The 24,445-nt window shown below is 41.1% G+C and carries 20 protein-coding genes and 3 pseudogenes; 21 read left to right on the top strand and 2 right to left on the bottom strand.

Going from position 1 to position 24,445, the window contains the following annotated elements:
• Nucleotides 1–212: 212 nt before the first annotated feature.
• Nucleotides 213–1,667 (top strand): annotated as a pseudogene (tnpC, locus tag MSWHS_RS05575) (IS66 family transposase).
• A 659-nt stretch (nt 1,668–2,326) separates the two neighbouring features.
• On the opposite strand, the gene MSWHS_RS05570 reads toward tnpC, so the two are convergent.
• The gene (locus tag MSWHS_RS05570) at nt 2,327–2,830 is read right to left on the bottom strand and encodes an amino acid-binding protein (RefSeq protein ID WP_048126711.1); all 504 of its coding nucleotides are present in this window, start codon (nt 2,828–2,830) and stop codon (nt 2,327–2,329) included.
• 149 nt (nt 2,831–2,979) lie between these two features.
• On the opposite strand from MSWHS_RS05570, the gene MSWHS_RS05565 reads away from it, so the two are divergent.
• The 12 genes and pseudogenes from MSWHS_RS05565 (at nt 2,980) to hmgA (ending at nt 15,986) form a co-directional block, all read left to right on the top strand.
• Nucleotides 2,980–3,831, top strand: a complete 852-nt coding sequence (locus MSWHS_RS05565) for a YkgJ family cysteine cluster protein (RefSeq protein WP_231585595.1) — start codon at nt 2,980–2,982, stop codon at nt 3,829–3,831.
• A 407-nt stretch (nt 3,832–4,238) separates the two neighbouring features.
• Nucleotides 4,239–4,361 (top strand): molybdopterin-dependent oxidoreductase, encoded by a 123-nt coding sequence (locus MSWHS_RS21250; RefSeq protein WP_369798974.1) that lies wholly within the window; start codon nt 4,239–4,241, stop codon nt 4,359–4,361.
• A gap of 484 nt (nt 4,362–4,845) precedes the next feature.
• A complete protein-coding gene (locus MSWHS_RS05560; protein WP_048126707.1) occupies nt 4,846–5,799 on the top strand; it encodes a phosphotransferase in 954 nt (317 codons plus the stop codon).
• A 61-nt stretch (nt 5,800–5,860) separates the two neighbouring features.
• Nucleotides 5,861–6,625 (top strand): HAD family hydrolase, encoded by a 765-nt coding sequence (locus MSWHS_RS05555; RefSeq protein WP_048126705.1) that lies wholly within the window; start codon nt 5,861–5,863, stop codon nt 6,623–6,625.
• Between the two features lie 537 nt (nt 6,626–7,162).
• A complete protein-coding gene (locus MSWHS_RS22235) occupies nt 7,163–7,252 on the top strand; it encodes a transposase (RefSeq protein WP_369798561.1) in 90 nt (29 codons plus the stop codon).
• The gene (locus tag MSWHS_RS21245) at nt 7,249–7,359 is read left to right on the top strand and encodes a transposase (RefSeq protein ID WP_369798577.1); all 111 of its coding nucleotides are present in this window, start codon (nt 7,249–7,251) and stop codon (nt 7,357–7,359) included. Before MSWHS_RS22235 ends, MSWHS_RS21245 begins: the two co-directional genes overlap by 4 nt.
• A gap of 152 nt (nt 7,360–7,511) precedes the next feature.
• Entirely contained in the window at nt 7,512–7,703 is a 192-nt protein-coding gene (locus MSWHS_RS20045) for a transposase (protein ID WP_255350486.1), read from the top strand.
• Nucleotides 7,704–8,039: 336 nt separating this feature from the next.
• On the top strand, nt 8,040–8,693 hold the full coding sequence (locus MSWHS_RS05545; RefSeq protein WP_048126701.1) for an HAD family hydrolase: 654 nt from the start codon (nt 8,040–8,042) through the stop codon (nt 8,691–8,693).
• A gap of 353 nt (nt 8,694–9,046) precedes the next feature.
• Nucleotides 9,047–11,656: a valine--tRNA ligase gene (locus MSWHS_RS05540; protein ID WP_048126699.1), complete on the top strand. Its 2,610-nt coding sequence runs from the start codon at nt 9,047–9,049 to the stop codon at nt 11,654–11,656.
• Between the two features lie 1,388 nt (nt 11,657–13,044).
• Nucleotides 13,045–13,953: pseudogene (locus MSWHS_RS05530) on the top strand (IS630 family transposase).
• A gap of 183 nt (nt 13,954–14,136) precedes the next feature.
• Nucleotides 14,137–14,505 (top strand): DsrE family protein, encoded by a 369-nt coding sequence (locus MSWHS_RS05525; RefSeq protein WP_048126695.1) that lies wholly within the window; start codon nt 14,137–14,139, stop codon nt 14,503–14,505.
• A 224-nt stretch (nt 14,506–14,729) separates the two neighbouring features.
• Nucleotides 14,730–15,986 carry a hydroxymethylglutaryl-CoA reductase (NADPH) gene (gene hmgA / locus MSWHS_RS05520; protein WP_048126693.1) on the top strand — a complete coding sequence of 419 codons (1,257 nt, stop codon included), beginning with the start codon at nt 14,730–14,732 and terminating at the stop codon, nt 15,984–15,986.
• 701 nt (nt 15,987–16,687) lie between these two features.
• Here the strand turns inward: hmgA and MSWHS_RS05515 are convergent.
• Nucleotides 16,688–16,915: a hypothetical protein gene (locus tag MSWHS_RS05515; protein ID WP_156148075.1), complete on the bottom strand. Its 228-nt coding sequence runs from the start codon at nt 16,913–16,915 to the stop codon at nt 16,688–16,690.
• Between the two features lie 535 nt (nt 16,916–17,450).
• On the opposite strand from MSWHS_RS05515, the gene MSWHS_RS05510 reads away from it, so the two are divergent.
• From MSWHS_RS05510 to MSWHS_RS05480, 8 genes and pseudogenes are all read left to right on the top strand, one after another.
• Entirely contained in the window at nt 17,451–19,190 is a 1,740-nt protein-coding gene (locus MSWHS_RS05510) for a 2-oxoacid:acceptor oxidoreductase subunit alpha (RefSeq protein WP_048126689.1), read from the top strand.
• Nucleotides 19,177–20,028: a 2-oxoacid:ferredoxin oxidoreductase subunit beta gene (locus MSWHS_RS05505; RefSeq protein WP_048158843.1), complete on the top strand. Its 852-nt coding sequence runs from the start codon at nt 19,177–19,179 to the stop codon at nt 20,026–20,028. Before MSWHS_RS05510 ends, MSWHS_RS05505 begins: the two co-directional genes overlap by 14 nt.
• Before the next feature lie 125 nt (nt 20,029–20,153).
• Nucleotides 20,154–20,657: pseudogene (locus MSWHS_RS19000) on the top strand (IS1 family transposase); the annotation flags it as partial.
• A 295-nt stretch (nt 20,658–20,952) separates the two neighbouring features.
• Nucleotides 20,953–21,543, top strand: a complete 591-nt coding sequence (locus MSWHS_RS05500) for an archaellin/type IV pilin N-terminal domain-containing protein (protein WP_048126685.1) — start codon at nt 20,953–20,955, stop codon at nt 21,541–21,543.
• 83 nt (nt 21,544–21,626) lie between these two features.
• Nucleotides 21,627–22,328 carry a hypothetical protein gene (locus MSWHS_RS05495; RefSeq protein WP_048126683.1) on the top strand — a complete coding sequence of 234 codons (702 nt, stop codon included), beginning with the start codon at nt 21,627–21,629 and terminating at the stop codon, nt 22,326–22,328.
• 179 nt (nt 22,329–22,507) lie between these two features.
• Nucleotides 22,508–23,002, top strand: a complete 495-nt coding sequence (locus MSWHS_RS05490) for a hypothetical protein (protein ID WP_048126681.1) — start codon at nt 22,508–22,510, stop codon at nt 23,000–23,002.
• A complete protein-coding gene (locus MSWHS_RS05485; RefSeq protein ID WP_231585594.1) occupies nt 22,999–23,517 on the top strand; it encodes a hypothetical protein in 519 nt (172 codons plus the stop codon). The genes MSWHS_RS05490 and MSWHS_RS05485 overlap by 4 nt, the downstream gene beginning before the upstream one ends.
• A gap of 102 nt (nt 23,518–23,619) precedes the next feature.
• Nucleotides 23,620–24,414, top strand: a complete 795-nt coding sequence (locus MSWHS_RS05480; RefSeq protein WP_048130240.1) for an ATPase domain-containing protein — start codon at nt 23,620–23,622, stop codon at nt 24,412–24,414.
• Nucleotides 24,415–24,445 lie beyond the last annotated feature (31 nt).

Here is a 24,445-nt window from a genome sequence, read left to right as displayed (position 1 = left end):
CGCGATGGATCCTTAGCTCCCGGTTAACAATCTTTAACTTCTTGAGACCATTTCTGTGAATGCGTTCTTATCCTTGTTACTTACAATTATTAGCAAAATAATATAAATTAAATAATAAAAGTAACAATTCAGGTAGCCTTTGAAAGGCTACAATTTTTCCTCTTTTCGAGGAAAAATTACATATAAATTGAATCCTATTTTGTTTCGTTATTATGCTTACACGTGAAGAGATCCTCGTTATCTATGAAGCTGGTCCTGAAGCTGTAATTTCTGTAATCCAGAGACTTGAAACTATCATAGAAGAACAAGCTATTCGAATTGCTGAACTAGAAGAACGTGTAAGGATTTTAGAATCTCGCTTAAATCAAAATAGCAGAAACAGCAGTAAACCTCCTTCTACTGACTTTTCAGTCAAAGAAAAACCTAATCCCAAGAGTCTCCGGAAAAAGAGTGGGAAGAAACCTGGAGGTCAAGAAGGTCATCCAGGCACAACTCTTGATATGGTTAATGATCCTGATTAGGTAATTGAACATTCTTTGACCTGCTGCAAAGAATGTGGACATACTCTTGAGGATGTTGAAGTTGAAGCTTATGAGAGAAGACAAATTTTTGATATTCCTCCTGTAAATCTAATTGTTACGGAACATCGAAGTCAGATTAAGACCTGTACTCACTGTGGAAAATCAAATAAAGCTTCTTTTCCAGAATTTGTGAAATATCCCGTCCAGTATGGTCCTAATATTTTAGCTTCAGCAATTTACTGTAAAAACTACCAGTTTATTCCCTATAAAAGGATTTTAGAGTTTTTTGATGACGTTATGGGGATAAAAATCTGTTCTGCTACGATAATCAGAGCAGAAAAAGAATGCTTCCGGAATTTAGAGGAGTTTGAAAATGTGAGTCAGGAGAGGTTAATAACTTCTCCTGTAATCCATTGTGATGAAACTGGGATGAAAATTGAAGGAAAAAGGCATTGGCTTCATGTAGCTTCTAATGACAAATACACCTGTTATTTTGCTCACTCAAAAAGAGGATCAGAAGCAATTAATGCCATGGGAATTCTTCCAGAGTTTAAAGGAATAGCAGTTCATGACGGATGGAAACCCTATAACAGTTATGAATGTGATCATGCTCTTTGCAATGCTCATCTCCAGAGAGAACTTACTGGAATTGAGGAGAACTATAAACAGCAATGGGCTAAAGAGATGAATGAACTGTTAACAGAAATGAAAAAGTATACTGATGAGTGTAAAGAGCAGGTCAAAGATCTGGACTTTGAGCAAATTAAAGTGTTAGAAGAAAGGTTCGATGCTGTAGTCATGAAAGGGATTGAAGAAAATCCACCTTCTCTAAACCCTGAAAAACAAGGAAAACGTGGTAAAAATCCAAAAACAAAAGCAAGGAACCTACTTGACAGGTTTATAGAAAACAAAAAACAGATCCTGAGATTCCTCAATGACTTGAGAGTTCCGTTTGAGAATAACCAAGCAGAAAGAGACATAAGGATGATGAAATTACAGCAGAAAATATCAGGAACTTTCAGAACTATACAAGGAGCGGAAGCTTTCTGCAGAATTAGAGCTTATATCTCAACCATTAAAAAGAACGATTTACCTGTTATAGACGGTATTCTCGCGGCGCTCAAAGGAGCGCCGCTATTATTCTGAGAATTTCAGCATTTTGCTGAAAAAACATACTTTTTTATCAGTGGCTGAATAGTTACTAATAAAACTGTATTTTATGTATTGTTTGCGCTCCCGCCAACTTCTGACACACAACTCTTCACACGTAATTTTTGACACGTTAATCACATCAAGCGGGTCTTTCATCTTGGCGGGGGTTCATCTTCCCTTATTCACTCCTTTCCCCCTCGTTTATCGGCCGCTGGACGGAAAAAAGTTCGGTCTATAAGGTATTTTCTTGATCTTCAAAAAAGCTTAAAGAGAAAGAGGATTTTTAGTTTCATTTTCCAGTAAACCCCCCTATCCCCTTCATTTCATCTTTTCATATCTGCCTCCTCTGAAGTAAAACCACAATTCTTATGAAGCTGCAAAAGGTGAAATTACCCTGGAGCAGAGGTAAGTTTTCTTGTTAAGACCCCCACCCTTTAAATGGCTAGGACTAAGAATCGAGTGGTAAAACTAAAAGCTAGAAAAATCGCAGCCGGGACTTTTTGAACCTCTACTTTTTCCCCCTTTTGGCTGGAACTCTCAAAAAGCTGTAATCCCAGTCCAGTATGCATTTTCCCCTTCTGGCTGGAACTCTCAAAAAGCTGTAATCCCAGTCCAGCTTTCATTAAACTTGGATTTTGTAAAAATGGAGTTTTTTAGTAAATGCTTACTCCCTTTACTGAGGGCAGGTCAAGGATTTTATCCACCAGATCTCCTGGGACTTTGTGGTCGGTAATGATGGTAAGCCTGGGGTTGTCAGTCAGGTAGGGGTCGTCGGATACAGCCTGGCGGATGCTTACATTATTTCTGGAAATCAGGCCTGCGACTTCTGCAAGGATTCCAACATGAGAAGCATCTTCAGGAATAATAATGATCACTCCCAGACCAAGGGAAGGAGCAACGTCCCTGAGAAAAGGTATAGAATGAACACTTTTAAAAATTGTGCTTAGAAGTTCGTCCGAAATAATGGTTTTTGTGGTCGCATCAACCACCCGCCGGTCCACTCCTGCTTCCTTTGCAAGCTGAGTATGTGCGATCTCAATGGACCCGGAAGTTACTTTTCCTTCCTCGTTCACCTGGAACCCGCGTTCAAAAATTAGTTTAAGCACTTTTGCCTGAGCAGGATATTTTTCAAACTTTTTGAGTAGTTTCTGCCACATATAAACTTAAGTTTAAAATGAGTTCCCTAATATATACTTTACTGATTGTTACGTACTTGGACCTAAAAAAGAGTCCAGGAAAAAATATTCTATACATTTTTTGAGTTTTACGTATTTTATAAAAATCAATCACCACCTGCGTTAATTTGATGTACCTGCAGGACAGGAACCTGTACATGAAAATTCCAGGTTCAAGCAGTAAGCAAAAATCCGAAAAAACAAAATATCAGCTCATTCTTATTGCCTCCCTCAAAAAAGAAATTGAGATGGCTCGCAGGCTTGACCCTGAAAAGCTTGCATCTGAAATCGAAAAAATAGGTTTTTCCTGCCAGTACTGCGGGAAGTGCTGCCGACGGGCTTTTGGGGACAACCGGGTAGTATTGACTCCCCCGGAGATTGAGAAAATCCAGAAACATACGGGGCTTTCAAAACTTGAAGTTGCGGGCCCTCTTATCCCTGAAGCCCGCCAACCCGAAGAAACCGAAAAGGAGGAAGAAAACAGGGACAAAGAAAGTTCTTCCGTGCAACCAGAAATATCAGAACCAGATGAAGAAGTGTTCTCAGAATCCTTCCAGCTGTTTGAACTCCCAAAGGAGGATATTGACTCCGATGGAAATATCCATACCTACGGCTGGATGCTCAGGCGAAAAAGGAATGGAGATTGTGTTTTCCTCGAAAAGGACACAAACAGATGCAGAATATATCCTGTACGTCCGATGCTCTGCAGCACTTATCCTTTTTACATTGAAGGGCTTAAACTGTATACCTGCGAATGTGAAGGGCTTGGAGATCACATTTCTGCGGAAGAAAGCAGGAAACTTGCAGAGATCCTGCTTTCCAGATATATCTCAGAACTTGAAGATACGCTTGCCATGTACGAAAAATACGAGGATTTTGAAAGAGGGAAAGAAGGCCCGGATATTGCAAAAAATAATCTGGAAAAAGACATATGTACCTATATAATCCACGACAGCATAGGAATTACAAAAATAATCGATTGAGGCATAGGAATAGTATATTAATTAACAGAGCAGGACAGGTATATTAATTTAACAGAGAGCAGGACAGGGAAGTTTACGCATTCCTCCCCTTAGCTAAAACTCAGGGGTTTCCTGCTGAGGGTTTATGAAACTGATCCATTCTTCTGATATTTTCAGTTGCCTTTATAGTCGTTTCAGGTTGTGTATCCGAAAAGGGAGGAACGAGGGGTTATGACAACTAGACAGAAACGTTTTCTTATAAGGGGAAACAGTTAACCCCAACTGCACAGCAGCGCAACAATGCCATCAAAGGCACCCAGTATATTGACAAGAAGAGTTACAGATTGCAGGTTGATGGTTTTGTGGAAAACACCTTAAATTTTATCTAACACCGGCGCGTACTCCACTCCCTTTATAAAAGATATCAGCTGAAAAACGACGTTATACTGGCATATAAACTAAATGATGTGACCCTAAATGATGTGACCCTGCCGCCTGAAGGAGGGTTTCCCCTGAAGCTCGTAGCTGAAGACAAATATGGGTATAAATGAGCGAAATGAATAGTAAGAATCGAACTCAGCGACTCACCTTACAGAGGGTACTGGGAAGAACTCGGGTACAATAACACAGCTGATGTTGGTGGATCTGCTTTTGAAAGGAGGAGTAAAAGTCAGTATTGAAACACCAATAATAATTATTGAAACACCAATAATAATATAAGATACACGGGCTATAGTATACTCTTATCAATATTGGAAATTCAAAACAAGGAATCAAATCCTGTCCCTGGTTACACTTGATTATAACAGGATTTGATTAATTCTGTCTTTTATTCCACTATATTTCATTAATTATGAGTTATATGATTCATGAGAGCTACATATAGTGAGTGCTACGCTTCATGGTCTGTATCTCATAGTGAGTGTTACGCTTCATGGTCTGTATCTCATTGCAGTCTGTTTAGAGGAAAAGAAAACTGAGAGATAAAGAATATAGTTGTAGAGACTGAGGCTGGAAAAATGGGGGTAATTTGAAATGGCAAATAGCCATATTAATACTTTGTACCCTGGGGATCCATTCAGGGACTGGCTTGTTGAAGAAGTTGTAGGGCACCGGATTCGCGATAAAAAATGCCGTGTAGACGTTTTTAAGTATAATTCCTCTCATACCGTCTGCAGGTATCAGTTCAAAGGGGAACACTTCAGCGTAATGGCAAAATTTTTTGCCGAACCCACAGGGAAGCTGAAAGCTTACAACACTTATAAAGGCATGATGAATGAGTACCGGAACCTGAAAAAAGCAGCTTTGATAATAAATGTTGCAAAGCCTCTTGCAATAAATAAAGATTTTAATTGTGTCCTCGTAACCGAACACATACCTGGAAAATCTCTGGGCTGGTATCTTAAACGTGAAGAGAACCTTTATGAAAAGCTTGCTGCGGTGGCTCACATGCTCAGGCAATTGCATGACAATACACAGTCATACACTTATGATAAAGAAAATGAGTTCAGGAACTATCATGACGTGCTGAACCACCTGAATCTGGATTACAACACCAGAGAGACGTTCAACAAACTCCTTGGTGAATGGTGGTACAGTTCCTGGATCGACCGGGAATGCGGATGTATGATCCACAGGGATGTTACCCCCTCCAATTATATTTTTTGCAAAGGAAAGCCCTATGCACTTGATTTTGAGAGTTCCTGGTATGAGGCAAATCCTGTCAGAGACCTCGGAATTCTTACTGCGGAACTTAAGAACGAGTTCGAATTACACAAAGGAGGAGGCTGGAAAGCCGAACCGTATATAGGGAACTTCCTCTGGGAGTACAGCCGCGGAGAAAAAGACTTTTACCACGTTACCAGAATTTTGCCATTTTTCATGAGTATAGGGCTGCTTCGCTCGGCAAGGCTTCATCAGAGCAATTACAGGAATTACCTGATAAGAGAAGCCCGTGAATGTTTAAGTGCAGTTAATAGAGGAAATTAAGGGTAAAATTAAAGGGATTGAGGATAAAATTAAGGGAATTAAAAACAATCATTAAGGGGATATGGGAGGCAAGAACATTTCCAGGGAACATGAATCGAAAACCAGCGAGGGAACTATTACCTTTCTGGGCACTCCTGCCGAAGCAGGGGAAAATGTATTTGAGAGCTGCCAGATAAAGGGTGCTATTTTTGACTGCTACCAGACGCTTATCGACATCCACACCGAAGAACACAGGATCGAGACTTACGAGACTGTAAGCTCATGGCTTGCCTACCATGGGGTAAAAATAAAACCGGAAAAGCTATGGGACACGTACATGTTTAAGGTGCAAGAAAGGATGGAGGACTCAACGGAGATATACCCCGAGGTGAAGGTAGAGGACATCTTTGCCGAGATCTGCAGGGAAAACTCGATCTGGAAAATTGATGAAAAACTCCTCGGAATTGAGACCTCAAGAGTTTTTCGGGCAGCTTCTATAAGGAAACTACGCCCCTTCCCTCAGAGCATAAAACTAATTGAACACTGCATAAACATCCCCAAATGCATAATCTCCAACGGACAGAGGGTTTTTTCCGAACTGGAACTCCGATTCCTCGGGCTCTACGACTACTTTGATTTTGTTATTTTCTCTTCCGACGTGGGATACAAGAAACCTGACCTCAGGCTTTTTATGACCGCACTCAAAAGGATGGAACTTGAACTCGAACCCAAGTGTGTTGTATCCCTCGGAGACTCTTACGAAAACGAGATCCTTCCGGCCAGAAAGCTCGGGATGCAGGCAATGACCATTGAAGAAGCCTGGAAACATTACGGGTTGACGGACTGATAACTTTAAGGCGGGAAGTCCCCTTCCTCGGAGCGTAAGCGACAGGTGAGGGATAAAACCCACATTCCGCAGTATTTTTTCAAAAATCAATAATTTCTCTGATAGCGTTTTTGAAACAAATCAAATTAATTTGGATTTTTAATGGAACCTGGTGAAAATTGAATGATATCATTTTTTTGTCTCTATGATACACCGTATAACTGCTTTACCTCCTGCATAAAAGTCCAATAAATCCACGTTTTAGTGAAAATCGATAGCAGGAAAAATTGTGAATATGCAAAAATTTACTTCGGAAAGTGAGATGAAAGCCGTCAGCTTCTACAAAACAACAGTAGTATTATTATTTATACATATAGTTATATCAATAAAGTTATAACTATGTAGTATAAAATGGATCTTAGGAGCCATTCTACATATTCATCCCATTATCATTTTCGTTCAGTGTGTGAAATATAGGAGAAAAGATCTAACGAATCCTCTGATAATTGATTTTCTCAAAACAAAAATCCATAGATAAGTGAAACATTCGATGTTGAAGTGCTGAATATAGAGTGTGACAAAGACCATTTTCACTTATTATTTTCAGCAAAACCTTCGCTTGATATTCCAAAGTATATCACACCATAAAAACAATAACTTCAAGGGAGATTCGTAAAAACTTCCCTGAAGTAAAAACTATGTTATGGAAAGATACTTTCTGGTCAAGATCACATTTTATCACATCAACAGGATAAGTAACCTTAAAAGGACAAGTAACCTTAGAAGGACAAGTAACCTTAGAAGGACAAGTAACCTTAGATATACTGAAGCAATGTGTGGAGAACCAGGGCAAATATGCATCTGGCGAAGAAGATAAAAATCAATTCAACTGAAGAAAAGACACGACATGCCTCTTTGGGAAAGAATTATGAAATGTGATTGTGGAAACGTAATTGATAGGGATAGAAATAGTGCTATCAACATCATGAAACGGTTCTTATCACAGAATGCTTTGTGGACAGGCTATCAGAGGTTTTCTGATAATCTTCGACAAACAGGATTACAGATGGATACTTGCATTATGCAAATATCCAAGTAACGTAATCACTCGAAGGAAACTCCGTCCTCGCTTTCATCAGAAAGCAGGGCGGGGTAGTTCACCTGGTAGGAATACACTTTACGAGCAACTTTTTCTATTACTTTTTTCGCTAGAAAGCCAGGGTACCTTCGGAATGTCGAAACCTATCATTTTCAAGAATTTAGCCCTGAGTATAGACCTGAAACAAAATATATAGATATAAAGAAATGCCTTCAAAAAATTGAATATAATAAGAGTATTTACGAAATGAATATATAATTGAAGAATAGTATTTAGATTATAAGAAGAAAGAGATAGAAAAATTGAAAATATCAATAAAATAAATGGAGAATTCCTATGCTCCAGAACGGAAAAATAAAAGGTTTAATCTTTGACTGTTATAAAACTCTCATCGATATCAAAACAGATGAAGGAGGCCGGGAAACAAACGAAAGGGTAAGCAAATGGTTACTCTATCAGGGGGTGAGGATAGAACCCAACCGGCTCCGGGAAGAATACAGATGGAAAGTTATAGGCAGGCTTGGGAACTCAGGCCAGCAACATCCTGATATCCGCATAGAAGAGATTTTTACTGAGATCTGTGCCGAAAATGCCTTTAGAGAAATCGATCCTTTCTGGCTTGGGATTGAAACAGCCAAGGTCTTCAGAACTGCGTCTTTAAAGAAACTGGAAGCTTACCCTCAGAGTCTGCGCCTGCTTGAAAAATACAGAAATATCCCTAAATGCATTGTTTCCAATGCCCAGAGGGTTTTTACGGAACAGGAGCTTCGTTTCCTGGGCCTGTACGACCGCTTTAATTTCGTAATAATATCTTCAGACCATCGTATCAAGAAGCCTGACATCCGGCTCTTCAGGATGGCTCTCGACGGTCTTGGGCTTGAACCCTGGGAAGTGCTCTCTATCGGTGACACCCCGGAAAACGATATATATCCACCTCAAAGCCTCGGGATGAATGCAATGCACATACACAGCGCGTGGAAATATGCATAAGGGCATGAGAACACAAAAGAAAGCGTAAAGGAGAAGAACAGTACCTTTTAATTTAGCTATATAATTTTTACGGCTGTTTTCCCATTTGCTTCCTTTTTGTTTGCTTCTTTTTTGTTTGCTTCTTTTTTGTTTGCCGTTAGATTGACTGTTGTATAACAATTATAAATATATTCATTCCGGTCAGCAGGTTCCCCGGACAAAAAATGCAATCAACAAAAACGAAACATATAATCTGACAGTTCCTACACAGTCAGAGATTTCCATACATCAAAAACCAGATATATTTAAATAATCGCAAGCACTCTAAAACCCAAGAAATTCTTACACTTATTTCCCAATCATGGAGTGTCTTTATGACAGAATCGGAAATTCCAAAAGAATATAATGCAAACGAGGTTGAGGAAAAGTGGATGGAGAAGTGGAACCTCTCCATGTACCACTTCAACTGGGGAGAAGATACCCGCCCTCAGTATATTATTGATACCCCACCTCCCTACCCTACAGGCAATTTCCACATCGGAAACGCTCTCAACTGGTGTTATATCGACTTTATCGCCAGATACAAACGTATGCAGGGATATAATGTAATGTTCCCTCAGGGCTGGGACTGCCACGGTCTACCAACGGAAGTTAAGGTTGAAGAGATCCATGGGATTACGAAAAACCAGGTTTCAAGGGCGGAGTTCCGCAGGATGTGCAGAGAGCTTACGGGAGGAAACATCGACAAGATGCGCAAAACAATGCTGCGCCTGGGCTTTTCCGTGGACTGGAGCAACGAATTCGTAACCATGGAGCCATCATACTTCGTAAAGACACAGAAGTCCTTTGTCAGGATGTACAACGGTGGGCATATTTATCACGAAGACCACCCTGTCAACTGGTGCCCTCGCTGTGAAACTGCCATTGCTTTTGCAGAAGTAGAGTATGATGCCAGGCAAACGAAACTCAACTTCGTCCACTTTGACAAAGTAGACATCGCAACCACAAGGCCAGAACTGATGGCGGCCTGTGTTGCCGTGGCCGTTAACCCCAAAGACGAACGATACAAAGCATACGTAGGACAAACCCTCACAGTGCCAATCTTCGGGCAGAAAGTACCACTGATTGAAGACGAAGATGTTGAACCAGAATTTGGGACAGGAGCTGTGATGATCTGTACCTTCGGGGACAAGCAGGACGTGCGCTGGTGGTTAAAGTATGGACTGCCTCTGGTAAAAGCCATCGATAAACAGGGGAAGATGACAAAAAAAGCAGGCAAATATGAGGGAATGAGCCTGGCCGAATGCAGGGAAGCTGTAATTGTAGACCTGAAAGCCGGGAGTTTCCTTTATGACCAGAAGCCCCTTGACCAAAATGTAGGGCTCTGCTGGCGCTGCGACACGCCTATCGAAATCCTTTCCGAACCCCAGTGGTTCGTAAAAATTAACCCTGAAAGTATCCTGAAAGCTGCAGATGAGATTAACTGGTACCCAGAATATATGAAGGTCAGGCTCCAGAACTGGACAGGCACAATGGAATGGGACTGGTGTATCTCCAGGCAGAGGATCTTTGCAACCCCGATTCCTATCTGGTACTGCAAAAAGTGTGGGGAGGTTATGATTGCCGAAGAAAGCTGGCTCCCGATCGACCCCAACGAAAATGCACCAAAGAGAGCCTGTACCTGCGGATCAACCGAATTTGAACCTGAGACAGATGTGCTGGACACCTGGATGGACTCCTCGATTACTGCACTGCACGTATCGGGCTGGGAAAGCGAGCATGAGCTCCGCCTGCCTGCACAGATCCGCCCTCAGGGGCATGATATTATAAGGACCTGGGCTTTCTACACAATCCTGAGGAGCCTGGCTCTTGAAGACAAGAAACCCTGGGATTCTATAGTGGTCAACGGGATGGTGCTCGGGCCAGATGGGCATAAGATGAGCAAGTCTCTCGGAAACGTAATCTCCCCCGAAGAAGTGACAGCACAGCACAGTGCTGACGCTTTCAGGCAGTGGGGTGCTGTTGGAGGTTCCACAGGCTCAGACGTTATGTTCCACTGGAAAGATGTGGTCTCAGCCTCTCGCTTCCTGCAGAAGATGTGGAGTATCTACCGATTCTCAATGTCACACTTAAAGGACTTTAAGCCTGAAGATGCCGAGAACTTCCCTCTGGATTCCCTCCTTACAATTGACAGGTGGCTCCTGAGTAAGCTTAACAGGCTTGTGGACACTGCCACAAACGAGCTTAACGGATATCAGTTTGATTCCACATTCAAAGCCATAAGGGGCTTTGCCTGGGAAGTCCTTGCAGATAACTACCTGGAACTTGTGAAAGGTAGACTCTATGGGGAAGAACCGGAAGGTAGGAAAGCAGCCCGGTATGTACTTTACACAACAATCAGGACTCTCTCCCTGCTGCTTGCTCCGTTCATACCTTTCTTTGCAGAAGAGATGTACTCCAGGTTCAGCAGTGAAAGTGTACATATCCAGGCCTGGCCTGCAGTTGATGAAAGCCTGATAAGCGAAGAAGCAGAAGCAGCTGGCGAAATGATCAAAGAGATCACGAGTGAGGTCCGCAGATATAAATCAGACAAGGGAATGGCTCTGAACTCCCCCCTTAAAAAAATAGAGATCTATAATGTAAAGATCGATACAGGGGATATTGCAGGAGCTACGAACTCTGAAGTAGAGCTTATGGAAGGTGCTCCTTCATTTGAGTACGTGCCTGTGGAAGTAAAGCCCAATATGGGCTTCCTAGGACCACGCTTCAGGAAAGATGCCGGAGCCGTTGTGAAAGCTCTTCAGGCAGAAGACCCTGCTGCAATTGAAGCTCAAGCAGCTTCAGGAAAAATAACCGTTACTGTAAAAGGCGAAGCAATAGAACTCGAACCCGAGGCGGTTGAAGTCCGGAAAGAAGTAATCTCCGGTGGCCGTGAGGTAGACATTCTTGATGTAAAAGGTGCAGTAGTCGTAATTGTCAGGTAAGCCGAAGCTTACCTTCCCGAATTGCGGTTTGGGATCTCAGGAAATCGGAGATTTTCTGGGAGTTGCACTGCAAGTGCAACAGGTCGCGATCCTTTTCGCTGGGTTCAAGAGGACTAATTTATAGGTTAGAGCAGTGAGCTTCGTTCAGGAGGGCTAAGCTACACTATCTCTAACCTATACAACGTCATTCACTGCTTTAAATCGTTCTTGTCACGCTCGACACAGGAGAGCTGTCTTTCCAGGGAAATCGAGAACTGTCTGCTTCTTTTAACTTTTTTATTTTTTTGATGGTCGCCAGGCGGCTGGCGTGGATATCCTATCTTTAGCTTTAAATTGAAAATCAATTCCTCGATTAAGGAAAGTATTGACCTAAGACCGGAGTGCATTCCTTTAGTATTTTATCTTCCTCAATTGCGGGGTTAGTTGGCGGATTACTTTTTATCTGGTTGGCGGCTGGCACAGGCCCGGTGCGGCGTAGAGAGAAAAAACTAGAAGAGTTCCTCCAGGACTCCGGAATAGATCAAACAATTAATCAGGAACCAGCTGTGGGAAAGGATTTCAATTAACCTGTAATTCCGGCAAATTTCAATTGGAACTTACACATGATGCTTAATTATCAGGTTTTTTGAAATCTTCAGAGAATAGTTATTTATTGATCTGTATTTTAAGTCATTACCTTTGTTTTACTTCTTAACTGGCATTTTACTTTTTTACCAGCATCATTGAAAAAGAGAAGATAAGAAGCGCTGCATAGAACATTACAACGGAATCAAATCTGGTAGAAGGACACTCTGAAAGAATAATATCAGACCACGATAATTTTTGGGAAATGAACTCCATTTTAGAATAACCGGTTAGTTTATCTACACCTTTGCCGATGTAATGTATAGCCCGGGAAGACTCACTCGACACTCAAAAAACTGTTACCGGATGGTTGTCTATCAGCAAGCTTATCTCCTTCGCCGTTGAATCGCCATTATAAACCAAATATTTTAAGAGTTTTTTTTGCATCACATTTCCTAAATCAAGATCATTAAAAGGTATTTAGAATCAATCCTCTAATTATTTATATAAATAACTCTAATTATAATTAGACGAAGTATTTAAATTTATAGGTGAGAGTAAAACCATTACAAATAATGACATTTCAACTATTGTTAACAATTTATTCATTTTGGACAATAAAAAAAGCTAATAATTCTGTGATCTAATATCAAAAACTCGAGCTCTATAATCGCCCCGAAACTTTATAAGTTTTTTGAGTTGAAAATACTCAGACCTTTTGAAACTTAAAAAGCAACTACATGTTTTCAAGCTGCAATAGAACTAGTGTTTCAACCATTAAATTATTGGTCATTTTAATAAGCTTTGAATCTCTTTATACTTTCATACTACAAATTAAACTTGAAGATAATGAAGTAAGTTTCCTTATGGACTTTGTGAAAAAGGGACATAAAAATGCAAGAGAACTAACCTGAGCTCGCATTCTCCTGTCAAACCAGCGAAAAGGAGTAATCGAGATAGCGAAAACATAAGGTGTTTCCAGAAATACTACTTTGAATATAAGGAAAAGGTATGTTGAAGAAGGTCTACCAAACGCTCTTATGGACAAGCCAAAATCCGGTCAACCTGTAAAATAGAGAAAGTATGTACGACATTCTTAATCTGTACGAAGAGTATTACGATTCTAAAAACCCTCTTGTCTGCCTTGACGAGAAACCAAAACAACTTCTTAAAGATAAGAGAAAGTCCATTCCAATGAAGCCGGGAAACCCAGAAAAATGTGATTACGAATATGTTGGGAATGGAACTGCAAACGTATTCATGGCAGTAGAGTTTAAAGCGGGAAAAGGGGTAACTCAAATCACTGAAAGAAGAACTATGAAGGATTTTGCACAATTCGTGAAAATTCTCGTTAACGAAAACTATTCTGAAGCTGAAGTCATCAGACTGTTACGGGTAATCTCAATATCCATAAGGAAAAGTCATTCTACGAAACATTCAGCGAAGAGGAAGCAAAGCGGATCCTGGACAAGATAGAATTCCATTACACGCCAAAACATGCAAGCTGGCTTAACGCCACAGAAACTGAGATCAATGTGATGGATATCGAATATACAGACAGAAGGATCGGTGACGGATATCGAATATACAGACAGAAGGATCGGTGACATAGATAAACTTGCCCATGAAGTGGATGCATGGACGAAGAGGAGAAACGAACAAGAAAAAAAATAGAATGGAAATTTACAAAGAAGAATGCCGATGAGAAAATGTCAAAGTGTTATGTAGAATAATTAAATTGTTAAGACACTAGTTAAATTATGTACAGACCTGGAGATTCGGTCAGTTTCCAAAGGGATGAACAGAATTATTTAAATAAAGTAAAAAAAATGAATATACCCTTGGTTTCAATGTGAAACTTTATATACATCCAGGTAATCTGTTTCAGAAAAGTATTGTTCAGACCTGGGGTTCTTATGACAAAAGTCGAAAAGGTATTACTGCTACTAAAAAATATGGTGTACGAAAGCACCAGCCCGCAGGAAACTCTCAAGTTCGCGAAGTATTATAGAAGTAGAGGGCTCGATGTTCTGGTTATTCTGTGGGGACCTATGGGAGTATTGCTTGCAAAGAAAGATAAAACGAGAGGGTCACCCAAGTACGATGCCTCTGTTCAGGAATGCATCGAGATGGGAATAGAATTCCGATGCTGTCAGCTTGCCTCAGATATGATCGGCCTTAAGAAGGAAGAATTAATCCCTGGAATTGAGTTTATTTGCTCAAAAGACGTGGCTGAACTTTTTTTAACATACAGCGAGGAAAACCAGCTGATTATAAACTTCTGAATTTAACAGTTGAGTCAATAATCAACTTGAAAGAATAGTTAATATTCTTTTAAGATCTCTTTCAAAATAATTATTTAGAATCATTTTTTAATGATTGTCTTTTATGAACCTCTCTTTTAATATTATTTATATTATATTGGCTATTTTCTTTTATTTTGAGGAATGAATTATATGTTAATATGCAGATATTTAGAGTAAAAATAAAAATATCAGTTGGTGGTTTCATGTATTTAAAAGATTATGAACTTGGTGAGGAAGAAAAGCTTCTTTTACAGAAGGTTCTTGACGGGGATATAGCCTTTCGTAAGATAGAAGAGTTTGCAGACCCGTTAACAGCCGTAAAAATCCGGAGACTTGCCATTCAGGAGTACGCAAAACTCGAATTTGAACACATCCAGAATTTCTCTTTAGACGTGGAAACTGTAACAAAGAAGAATATTGAAAACATGATAGGGGCAGTTCAGATTCCTCTTGGGGTTGCCGGGCTTCTGAAAGTAAACGGAGAATATGCAGGCTCTGAATACTATATACCTCTGGCTACAACGGAAGGAGCCCTTGTTGCCAGCGTAAACCGCGGCTGCTCAGTTATCACAAAGTCAGGGGGGGCAAATGTTAGAGTTTTTGAAGATGAAATGACCAGAGCCCCGGTCTTTAAGCTTGAGAGCCTTGAAAGAACCAAAAAATTTTACGACTGGGTGAAACGTCCTGAAGTTTTCGAGCAGATGAAAGAAGTTGCTGAAAAGACTACAAGGTTTGGGAAACTGCTCTCTGTAAAGCCCTTTGTGACTGGAACGTATGTATATCTCAGGTTTTCCTATGATACAAAAGATGCAATGGGCATGAATATGGTGACCATAGCCACAGATGCAGTGATGCACCTCATAGAAGACGAGTTTGGCGCACAGCCTGTTACCCTTTCGGGAAATATGTGCACCGACAAAAAACCTGCGTCCATAAGTACCATTCTTGGGAGGGGGAAGACTGTGGTTGCCGAAGTTACCATTCCTGAAGAGATAGTCAAAGAAACCCTCAAGTGTACTCCAGAGTCAATGTTTGAGGTAAATTACAGTAAAAACCTTCTTGGTTCGGCAAGAGCAGGAGCTATCGGATTTAATGCCCATGCCGCAAACGTTATCGCTGCCGTCTACCTTGCCTGCGGACAGGATGTTGCCCACGTTGTCGAAGGCAGTACCGCAATTATGAGTATGGAACTTACAAAATATGGAGAGATTCACTGTTCTATCACCCTGCCAGCCCTCCCTGTAGGTACAGTCGGAGGAGGCACTGGCCTTGGAACCCAGAGAGATTGCCTGAATATTCTCGGCGTTGCCGGGGCAGGAGATACTCCTGGAATAAACTCCCGGAAATTTGCAGAAATTGTAGCTTCTGCCGTACTTGCAGGAGAGATTTCCCTCATCGGAGCCCAGGCTGCCGGACACCTCGCCCGCGCCCATGCCCAGCTCGGACGCGGAAAATTCTGAAGCTTCGGAAAAAGATACAGGGAAACTCAGCCAAATGCGCTCAGGAAAATAAAAAATACCCTGAATCTGCACTGAAGCCAGAAATTCCCCTCCTTAATGAAAGCAGTCGGGAGGGGATTACATTTTTCACTTTGCTTAACCACTTTAGATATTCAGACTCCCTCCGAGATATTCGGGATACTTCTTGAGGTCTTCAGGCTACCTTTCAAAACTAAGGTGATCTTTTAAGTAATTCAGGCCACAGAAAAGCATTTCAACTATTTTAGTTGAAGAGTTATTTCCTGAATATTATACATCAAATTATTATTAAAGATTTATCAAAAGTAGAAATACTTATCATGATGTGAGTTTATAGGCTTGATATGGAGGCAGGCATGAGCAATCCTGTGGATATTCTGGCCTGTGCGGTCACCTCAATAATTTGCTTTTTCATATTATACGCTGTACTTCAGACAGAGATATTGATACTGGGAATTGCTTTAATAGGCTGTATTCTTATTGGAAAAACCTTATATTTATATTAACAGTGAGTACTTTTTGATTCACGACAGTCTGTTCTATTCAGCCAGTCTTTTCAGTCAGTTCCAATCTCATTTTTTTAAGGAACTTACTCTCCTGAATCTGATTCCCATTTGCTCCGTCTTTAAATTGGCTCTGAATAATCCCGTTTTACCCCAAATCTAGCCTATTTTAACCCTGCCTTACTCTTCTGGCTCATCTTCATCCGTCTTGTTCCAGGGCAATTCCTCCTCTTCACTTTCCGAGATATAATCACTCAGCGTGAGTAAAATAATTCCGATGAGGACCGCAATTGAGCCAAGAATTTTGTTAACCGTAATCAGAAGAGCTCCAAGAAGTATGAGGGAAAAACCCAGCAAAACACCCCGGCCTTTAGCAAAGAAGTCTTTTACTGCATCTTTAGACAACATTTTAGCTCCTTCTACTCCGCAAATAGTCTTCAAAAACATTTTATTCTTAGAGACTTCATTTCAGATAAGCAGGATATATTCAACATATAAATTAAGGAAGGCATCTGACCAGAGACCTGATCCCAACGTCCTGCTCATCTTTTGTATTCATATGTGAACTTATTTTACTAGTACTTTAATGTCACGTTTTATCGCGGATTAACCACATATTTTCCTGATAAGGCTCGGAAGTAAGATTATTTAAAGTTTAATATTAATACTTCTTAGGGGCTAAAAAGGGTAAATGCCTAAAAAGGTGGAGAGAATAGGGAAAGAAAGGAAACGATACAAGGGGGATTTCTGTTTTACTGTAATTATTTTAGAGAGGCTGCAAACTCTATTGTTTATGCGCTCTCGTGACTATTAGAGAGTATTAAATTCACAGTTAAGAAATGTGAACTTGCAGTTAAGAAATATGAACTTGCAGTTAAGAAATGTGAACTTGCAGTTAAGAAATGCAAGAATTGCCTGAAAAATCAGAAAAAATAAAGAAATAATGGAGGTTAAGATTCTGGACTATACACTTCGAATAGGGGGAGAGGCCGGGCAGGGGCTGCAGACCATAGGAGGAGCCCTTGCAAAAATATTTTCCCGAACAGGATACCACGTATTTACACATCAGGACTACATGTCCATGGTCCGCGGAGGGCATAACTTTTACCAGATCCGCTTTTCCGACCAGAAGGTATCAGCCTCCAGGGATATGGTCGACATTCTTCTCGCCCTTGATCTGAACACGATCGAAATTCACAAAAAAAGTGTAAGAGACGATGGATTTATACTGTATGACTCAGAAACTATCAAGAAGAAATTTGAAGGACCTGAATTTATAGATGTTCCCTTCAAAAAAATAGCCCTTGATGCAGGAAAAAGCAGTATCATGGCAAATACCGTAGCTACCGGGGCGGTGCTTGGCATTCTTGACCTCGGGCTCGAGCGCCTTAAGGAAATCCTTAAAAGCACTTTCAAGAAAAAAGGGAACGAAATAATTGAGAAAAACATAGCCTGTGCAAAAGCAGGATATGACTATGTCCTTTCAAATTGCCCCCGCTGTGAAGCTGTTGAAATCCAGGAGCCGGAAGAAAAAAAACTCATGCTTATAGACGGGATTCAGGCAATCGGAATGGGGGCTCTCATGTCCGGCTGCAAGTTTTATTCTGCATATCCCATGACGCCTTCGACAGGGATCCTGAATTACCTTGCCTCAAAAGCAGAAGAATATGGTCTTGTTGTAGAACAGGCTGAAGACGAAATTGCAGCAATTAACATGGCAATAGGAGCCTCTTTTGCAGGCGTAAGGGCAATGACCGGAAGTTCAGGAGGAGGGTTTGCCCTGATGGTAGAAGGGCTCTCCCTGGCAGGGATGACCGAAACTCCTCTTGTGATTGCAGAAGTTCAGCGCCCTGGGCCAGCTACTGGGTTGCCCACACGTACTGAACAGGCGGACCTACTTTTTATTTTATACGCAGGGCACGGAGAGTTTCCAAGGGTTATCTTTGAACCGGGGACTCCAAAACAGGCATTTTATCTCACTAACAGGGCTTTCGAACTTGCAGAGAAATACCAGATCCCTGTATTTATCCAGTCCGACCAGTACCTTGGAGATTCCGAGTGGACCTTTGAAAACTTCAACTTTGAGCACCTGATCTACAATGATTACCGGTTGAGGGAAAAAGATCTGGAAGGGGTAGAGGAGTACAAACGCTACAAATACTCGGATACAGGGATTTCCCTGTTTGCAGTTCCCGGAGAAGCAGGAAAACATCTAGTTGTGGCAGATAGCGATGAGCACGATGAAGAAGGACACCTTATAGAGGACTCTGAAACTCGTATCAGAATGGTCCAGAAAAGGCTGCTCAAAAAAATGCCGCTGATAAAAGAAGAAATCGAAGCCCCACTTATGTATGGAGACCCCTCTCCAGAAATAGTGCTTGTGGGACACGGCTCTACTTACGGTGCGATAAAAGAGGTCGTGGATATCCTCTCAAAGGACAGGAAGATTGCCATGATGCATTTCAGCCAGATCTACCCGCTTTCCAAAAGGGATAGGTTTGATTATATAGAACTTCTCAAGAATGCAAAGCTTGCCATCTCCATAGAAAATAATGCCACAGGCCAGTTTGCAGAGCTCATCAGAGCTGAAACAGGATTTGAATTTACCCACCAGATCTTAAGGTACGACGGAAGGCCGTTTACCATTGAAAACCTGAAGGAGGAAGTAGATGCCTACCTCTAAAGACTATGAAGCCCAGAAACCTGCCTGGTGTCCAGGATGCGGAAACTTCCAGATTCTCTCAACCGTCAAGCAGGCACTTATCGAACTTGGAATCGAGCCATGGGAAGTCCTGCTGGTTTCGGGAATCGGCCAGAGTGGAAAACTACCCCACTACATGAAGTGCCACACCTTCAACGGGCTGCACGGAAGAACCCTGCCTGTTGCCACGGCTGCAAAACTTGCCAACCATTCCCTGCATGTGATTGCAGTTGCCGGGGATGGGGACTGTTACGGGGAAGGTGGAAATCATTTCCTCCACGCAATCCGAAAAAACCCGAACATAACACTTTTAGTGCACGACAACCAGATCTACGGGCTTACAAAGGGGCAGGCTTCACCTACGACAGCCAGGGGAACTCATACAAAAATCCAGCCTTGCGGGGTCCCTTCCGAGCCTCTTAACCCTCTTGCTATGGCAATCTCCCTTGACTGTAGTTTCGTTGCCAGAGGTTTTGCAGGAAACCAGGAGAACTTAAAAGAGCTTATGAAGGCTGCCATAACACACAAAGGCTTTTCCCTGCTTGATATTCTTCAGCCCTGTGTCACTTTTAATAAAGTGAATACCTTCAGGTGGTACCGGGACAGAGTTTACAAACTCGAAGATGACTATGACCCTTACGACCGCGTAAAAGCTTTCGAAAGGTCTCTTGAATGGGGAGACAAAATCCCTAACGGCATATTTTACAAAAATGATAAGGAAACCCTGGAAGAAATGGTGCCGACAATTCGTAAAGAGCCCCTTGTGAGGCAAAAGTTTTCAATCGAAGAAGTAAAACATGAGATTGAGAAATTTTATTAAAAAACCTCACTTACTTTTTTTTTATAAATAAAACTCAGTCCGGGAATCTTTCTATCAATTATTTGAACTCAGTCCGAGATTCTACTTTTTTTCCCAAAATACTCTACCCGGATATCTTTGATTTATGGATGTGGGTAGCCTTTGCACCAGGTTGTAGGCCAATACTTGACTTTACAATAGTCCAAGAAAACAGCATATTGCAGACAAACTGGTTGAGTTAGTTAATAAACATCTTTCAGATAAAATTTTTCTTTTTGTCACAGATGAGCTTAACTTTTATATAGAAGCTCTTTTGAAACAATTTAGATTTTTGAGAGAGTTCCCAAGAACTGAGAAAAGTGGAAAACCAAAGAAACAAAGAAAGACAAAATCTGACTTTTAGACAAAATAACAACAGAGTTTCGAGGAAAAATATAGGGTTTTCGAAAGCGAAAGAATGGTTAGAATATCAAATGAGATTATATTGCGCGCATTTTAACTTCTGTAGAGGGCATGGAGGATTAAGATACAAAGATGAAAGAGGGATTGAATGCAAAAGTACACCTACAAGAGAGGCAGGAATTGTAAACTCAAAATGGACTTTAAAGGAACTGCTGACATTCAGGTGTTTAAAAGCATCAATCGGATAAAGATGAGCCATCAAAATATTAAATAAAGATTAATATAAAGAACTGTAGAATATTCTAGCAAAAGTTAATAAATTAGAAGAGTGATAATATCTGTTGTAAAATTGAATATCTGTTGTAAAATTGCGAGTATGTTTATAGGGGGGTCAGTTAACCGGGAACCATAAGCATCAGCTCCTGAGAAGATAGTTCGTATAGCAAACTACAGTCCAAAAATTTAGAATTTCAGGAACTGGAAAATGGAGACTTTTGACTTTTCTATATATCTTCACTCAAACAATAATGGAGTGAAAACAGAATGAAAGGGATTTCTAACATCTTTAGAAAAGACGAAAAAGCCTTTACAGGGCTTGAATCCGCAATCGTGCTGACCGCTTTTGTGGTGGTGGCAGCCGTTTTCTCTTATGTAATCCTCGGGGCTGGGTTTACGACCTCTGATACCGCTAAGGCAACAATTGATGAGGGTGTAAAACAGACAACGTCTTCCTTTGGGCTTGCAGGCGACGTGATAGCAAAAAGTAGCGAAAATAAAGTGAACGAGATAATATTGACTCTTCAACTAACTGCAGGTCAGTCCCCGGTGGATATAGGAGTTGACAGTAGCGAAGGAATGCTGATTATATCCTACTCCGATAGCGCTGCTTATAAAGCAAATACAACCTGGACTCAAGAGTTTATAGGGGATAACGATGGGGATACCATATTGGAGAAGCACGAAAAAGTGCAAATCACCGTTGAGGTCCCCGAAGATGCAATGCTGCAGAGAGATAACACGACCGATGTGGTTAATAGAGAGTTCAGGCTTGAAGTAAAACCGAAGGTTGGTGCAATCGTCCCTATCTCCAGAATCACACCCCCACAGATTGACAACGTCATGAACCTGAAGTAATCCCTAGTACGTCAGGGATACTTCCCCCTTTTTTACTGTTATGAAAACGGGAAAAATTTCATTTTCGTTTTCAGGTGGTCAGTATGGAACTGGATAAAAGAGTGAACGAAATAGAAACCGAACTTAAAATCATTAAAGGGGAAATCAAAGAATTACTTGTGGATATAAGGGATATGGTGAACAAAAATGAAAATCCTTTCTACGGCATCTCGAGCCTTGAAACATTGAAGATTGGAGTACCGGAGAAAGAGGAATCTGCAAATAACCAGCTATTTGTGACTGATGATGGAGGAAATGGACTCAAGCCCACTCCAGGAATTTCGGAGTCTAGAAACCAAACTACAAAAAATAACAAAACGTCCCTGAAATTAGCCATGACTAGCCAGGAACATTCTGGCCAGAATGTTCAGAAACAAGAAATACAGATACCCGGCCCTGAGAGTTCCCGAAAAATTGACACATTCATGCTTGTAGAGCTTATGCGATGGGTGGATTATGCTGTCAGAACAATAGGACACAGCAACCTCGAAGAACTGCTGACCCTCTATACTCTTATCGGACAGCTCCCTGAAGATACAAAAAGGATTATTGAAAATATTGCAAACCTTTCAATTGAAGAACCCACTGTAGAAGAAAGGGTTAGTATGAAGGACAACATCATGGTGATTTCACAGTTAAGCGCAATCCTGAACCCGGAAGACCCTAGAAAGAGTATTCAACCACTTTATGAAACATCTCCGGGCTGGAAAGAAAAAGAGAAGAAAACAGGGATTGTCTTCAACTGAGTTTGAAAATAAGGAAAAACTAAGATGATGATGAAATTAACTGCTTTGGCCAGGGTCTGATCCGGCTAGTCTGAATTAATTTCAATCCTTTTCGTATGGAATCAATTAACCAACCATCAACCGATTAATATCAACTTATCCGATCTGAAAAAAAGGATAAGTAAAGCGAGGGTCGAAATTTGAGTGGGGAATCGATAAGCTCTGCAATTCTGACAATAGCATCCGTTATCTGTGCATTTGCTTTTGTTTCAGCTGTGTACCCCTCAGTCATCTCTGCCGGAGACCCAATAATGAGCCGTACGGACTCTATGAGAGATCAGATCATGACAGATATAGAAATTCTGCATGAAGCAACAAGCGCTGAAGGCACTGAAATACATGTCTGGATAAAGAATGTGGGATGCAAGGAAATATCTTCAGGCATAATTCCTGCATCTGACCTCTTTTTTGGGGAGACCGGAAACTTTGAGCGCATACCATATGATAAAAACGGAGATCTGACTCCGGGTTGGAGCTACCTGATCGAACAGAATGGGGACGATAACTGGGATAAAGGGGAGACACTGCGCATAAAAATTAAACCTGTAGAGTTGCCTGTGAGCGGAAAGAAATACTTCATCAAGTTCAGTACATACAACGGGGTTTCTGAAGAGACCTATTTCACGGTGTCATGATGGGGTTCGGGTCAATAATTGCAGCGATGATCTCAGTTGCAACCATCCTCCTGGCATCGTATGTCTGCTCGAAGGGAGGGTTCTACATGGCAGACGGACTCTCTAATTCAGTCGTTGAGATGCAGGAAAACAGGAACGAGATATTAAAAACAGAAATAGAGATTACAGGCGTCTCTATAGACAAAGCAGATATTCTGGTATCCCTGCAGAACACAGGTTCGATAAAAATTGAGGATTTTACTTATATGGACGTAATCGTTGCTTATCAAGATAAAGCAGGCACTATGAAAACGGCCTGGATTCCTTACCAGAAAGGCGAAGTCCTTTTTGAGAACAGGTGGACAAAATTAGATATTGTTCCTGACCTGATAAACCCTGGAGTCTTTGATCCGGGAGAGGAAATGAAATTGCAGATCCGACTGAATGCCTCAGATCCCCCGGAAAACTCCAGCATAAACTGGCTTCTGGTAACTGTCCCCAATGGAGTGAAAGCTTCACGATATTTCAAAGGATAACATTTCAGTTATGACTCCGTGATCAAAGACTATTCCGATAAAATAGGCTGACAGAAAAATTAAGGGATTTTGTGGGGATCCCGGAGAAAGGTGGAAAGAGAAATGGAAGGAAACAAGGGTAATGGAGTACTATTTGAAAAAGAATTGGTCTATGAAGAAGTATTCAGTGACCTGAAAGAGAAAGAGAAAGAGAAAGTATTACTGGAGTTCATATCTTCCGGAAACCTGGAAATAGACAGGAAACTGGAGGGAGGCGTTCCTGTAGGCTCACTCTGCCTTCTCGAAGGAGGAAAAGATAGTGGGAAGTCTATTTTTTTGCAGCAGATAATATGGGGAGCCCTCAACGAAGATAAAAAGGTTCTTGCTCTAACGACGGAAAAGACCTCAAAAGAACTTCTTGACCAGATGGAGAGCTTGAAGCTCGGGATTTCGGATTACTTCATAACAGGGAGATCAAAGATATTCGAAATTAATGCAAGCTATGTTGAGGAAAATCCCCGGTTGAGTGAAAGCCTGCTTCAGGTACTTCTGGAATGTGTAAAAAGATGCGATGAAGAACTGATCCTTATAGATTCCCTGACAATCTTTGCGGTGAACGCTTCGGAAAATGCAGTGTTAAACTTCTTTACTGAATGCGTAAAGCTGTGCGACAGGGGAAAGACCATTCTCATTAGCGTGCATGAATATGCATTTTCGCAGGCAGTGCTTTACAGGCTAAGGTCAGTTTGCAGTGCCTTTTTTGAGCTCAGAATAGAGCAGGTAGGGGATCAGTGGGTAAAAACTATGGAAATCCAGAAACTGAGAGGTGCAAGAAAAATTACAGGAAATCTGTTGAGTTTTGATGTGGACAGTGAATTTGGGTTAAAAATAATTCCTTATTCGAAGGTTAAAGCTTGAAAAAATGAAAGAGTGTCCGGAAAGATGGAAA

It is taken from the genome of Methanosarcina sp. WWM596, from assembly GCF_000969965.1.
Lineage (GTDB): Archaea > Halobacteriota > Methanosarcinia > Methanosarcinales > Methanosarcinaceae > Methanosarcina.
This window is presented reverse-complemented; position numbering and strand designations above follow the sequence as displayed.

Excerpts from the sequence above, each read along its gene's own strand:
- MSWHS_RS05570 (WP_048126711.1), bottom strand. The coding sequence starts at position 2,830 with ATGTGGCAGAAACTACTCAAAAAGTTTGAAAAATATCCTGCTCAGGCA.
- MSWHS_RS05565 (WP_231585595.1), top strand. The coding sequence starts at position 2,980 with ATGTACCTGCAGGACAGGAACCTGTACATGAAAATTCCAGGTTCAAGC.
- MSWHS_RS05560 (WP_048126707.1), top strand. The coding sequence starts at position 4,846 with ATGGCAAATAGCCATATTAATACTTTGTACCCTGGGGATCCATTCAGG.
- MSWHS_RS05555 (WP_048126705.1), top strand. The coding sequence starts at position 5,861 with ATGGGAGGCAAGAACATTTCCAGGGAACATGAATCGAAAACCAGCGAG.
- MSWHS_RS20045 (WP_255350486.1), top strand. The coding sequence starts at position 7,512 with ATGCCTCTTTGGGAAAGAATTATGAAATGTGATTGTGGAAACGTAATT.
- MSWHS_RS05545 (WP_048126701.1), top strand. The coding sequence starts at position 8,040 with ATGCTCCAGAACGGAAAAATAAAAGGTTTAATCTTTGACTGTTATAAA.
- MSWHS_RS05540 (WP_048126699.1), top strand. The coding sequence starts at position 9,047 with ATGACAGAATCGGAAATTCCAAAAGAATATAATGCAAACGAGGTTGAG.
- MSWHS_RS05525 (WP_048126695.1), top strand. The coding sequence starts at position 14,137 with ATGACAAAAGTCGAAAAGGTATTACTGCTACTAAAAAATATGGTGTAC.
- hmgA (WP_048126693.1), top strand. The coding sequence starts at position 14,730 with ATGTATTTAAAAGATTATGAACTTGGTGAGGAAGAAAAGCTTCTTTTA.
- MSWHS_RS05515 (WP_156148075.1), bottom strand. The coding sequence starts at position 16,915 with ATGTTGTCTAAAGATGCAGTAAAAGACTTCTTTGCTAAAGGCCGGGGT.
- MSWHS_RS05510 (WP_048126689.1), top strand. The coding sequence starts at position 17,451 with ATGGAGGTTAAGATTCTGGACTATACACTTCGAATAGGGGGAGAGGCC.
- MSWHS_RS05505 (WP_048158843.1), top strand. The coding sequence starts at position 19,177 with ATGCCTACCTCTAAAGACTATGAAGCCCAGAAACCTGCCTGGTGTCCA.
- MSWHS_RS05500 (WP_048126685.1), top strand. The coding sequence starts at position 20,953 with ATGAAAGGGATTTCTAACATCTTTAGAAAAGACGAAAAAGCCTTTACA.
- MSWHS_RS05495 (WP_048126683.1), top strand. The coding sequence starts at position 21,627 with ATGGAACTGGATAAAAGAGTGAACGAAATAGAAACCGAACTTAAAATC.
- MSWHS_RS05485 (WP_231585594.1), top strand. The coding sequence starts at position 22,999 with ATGATGGGGTTCGGGTCAATAATTGCAGCGATGATCTCAGTTGCAACC.
- MSWHS_RS05480 (WP_048130240.1), top strand. The coding sequence starts at position 23,620 with ATGGAAGGAAACAAGGGTAATGGAGTACTATTTGAAAAAGAATTGGTC.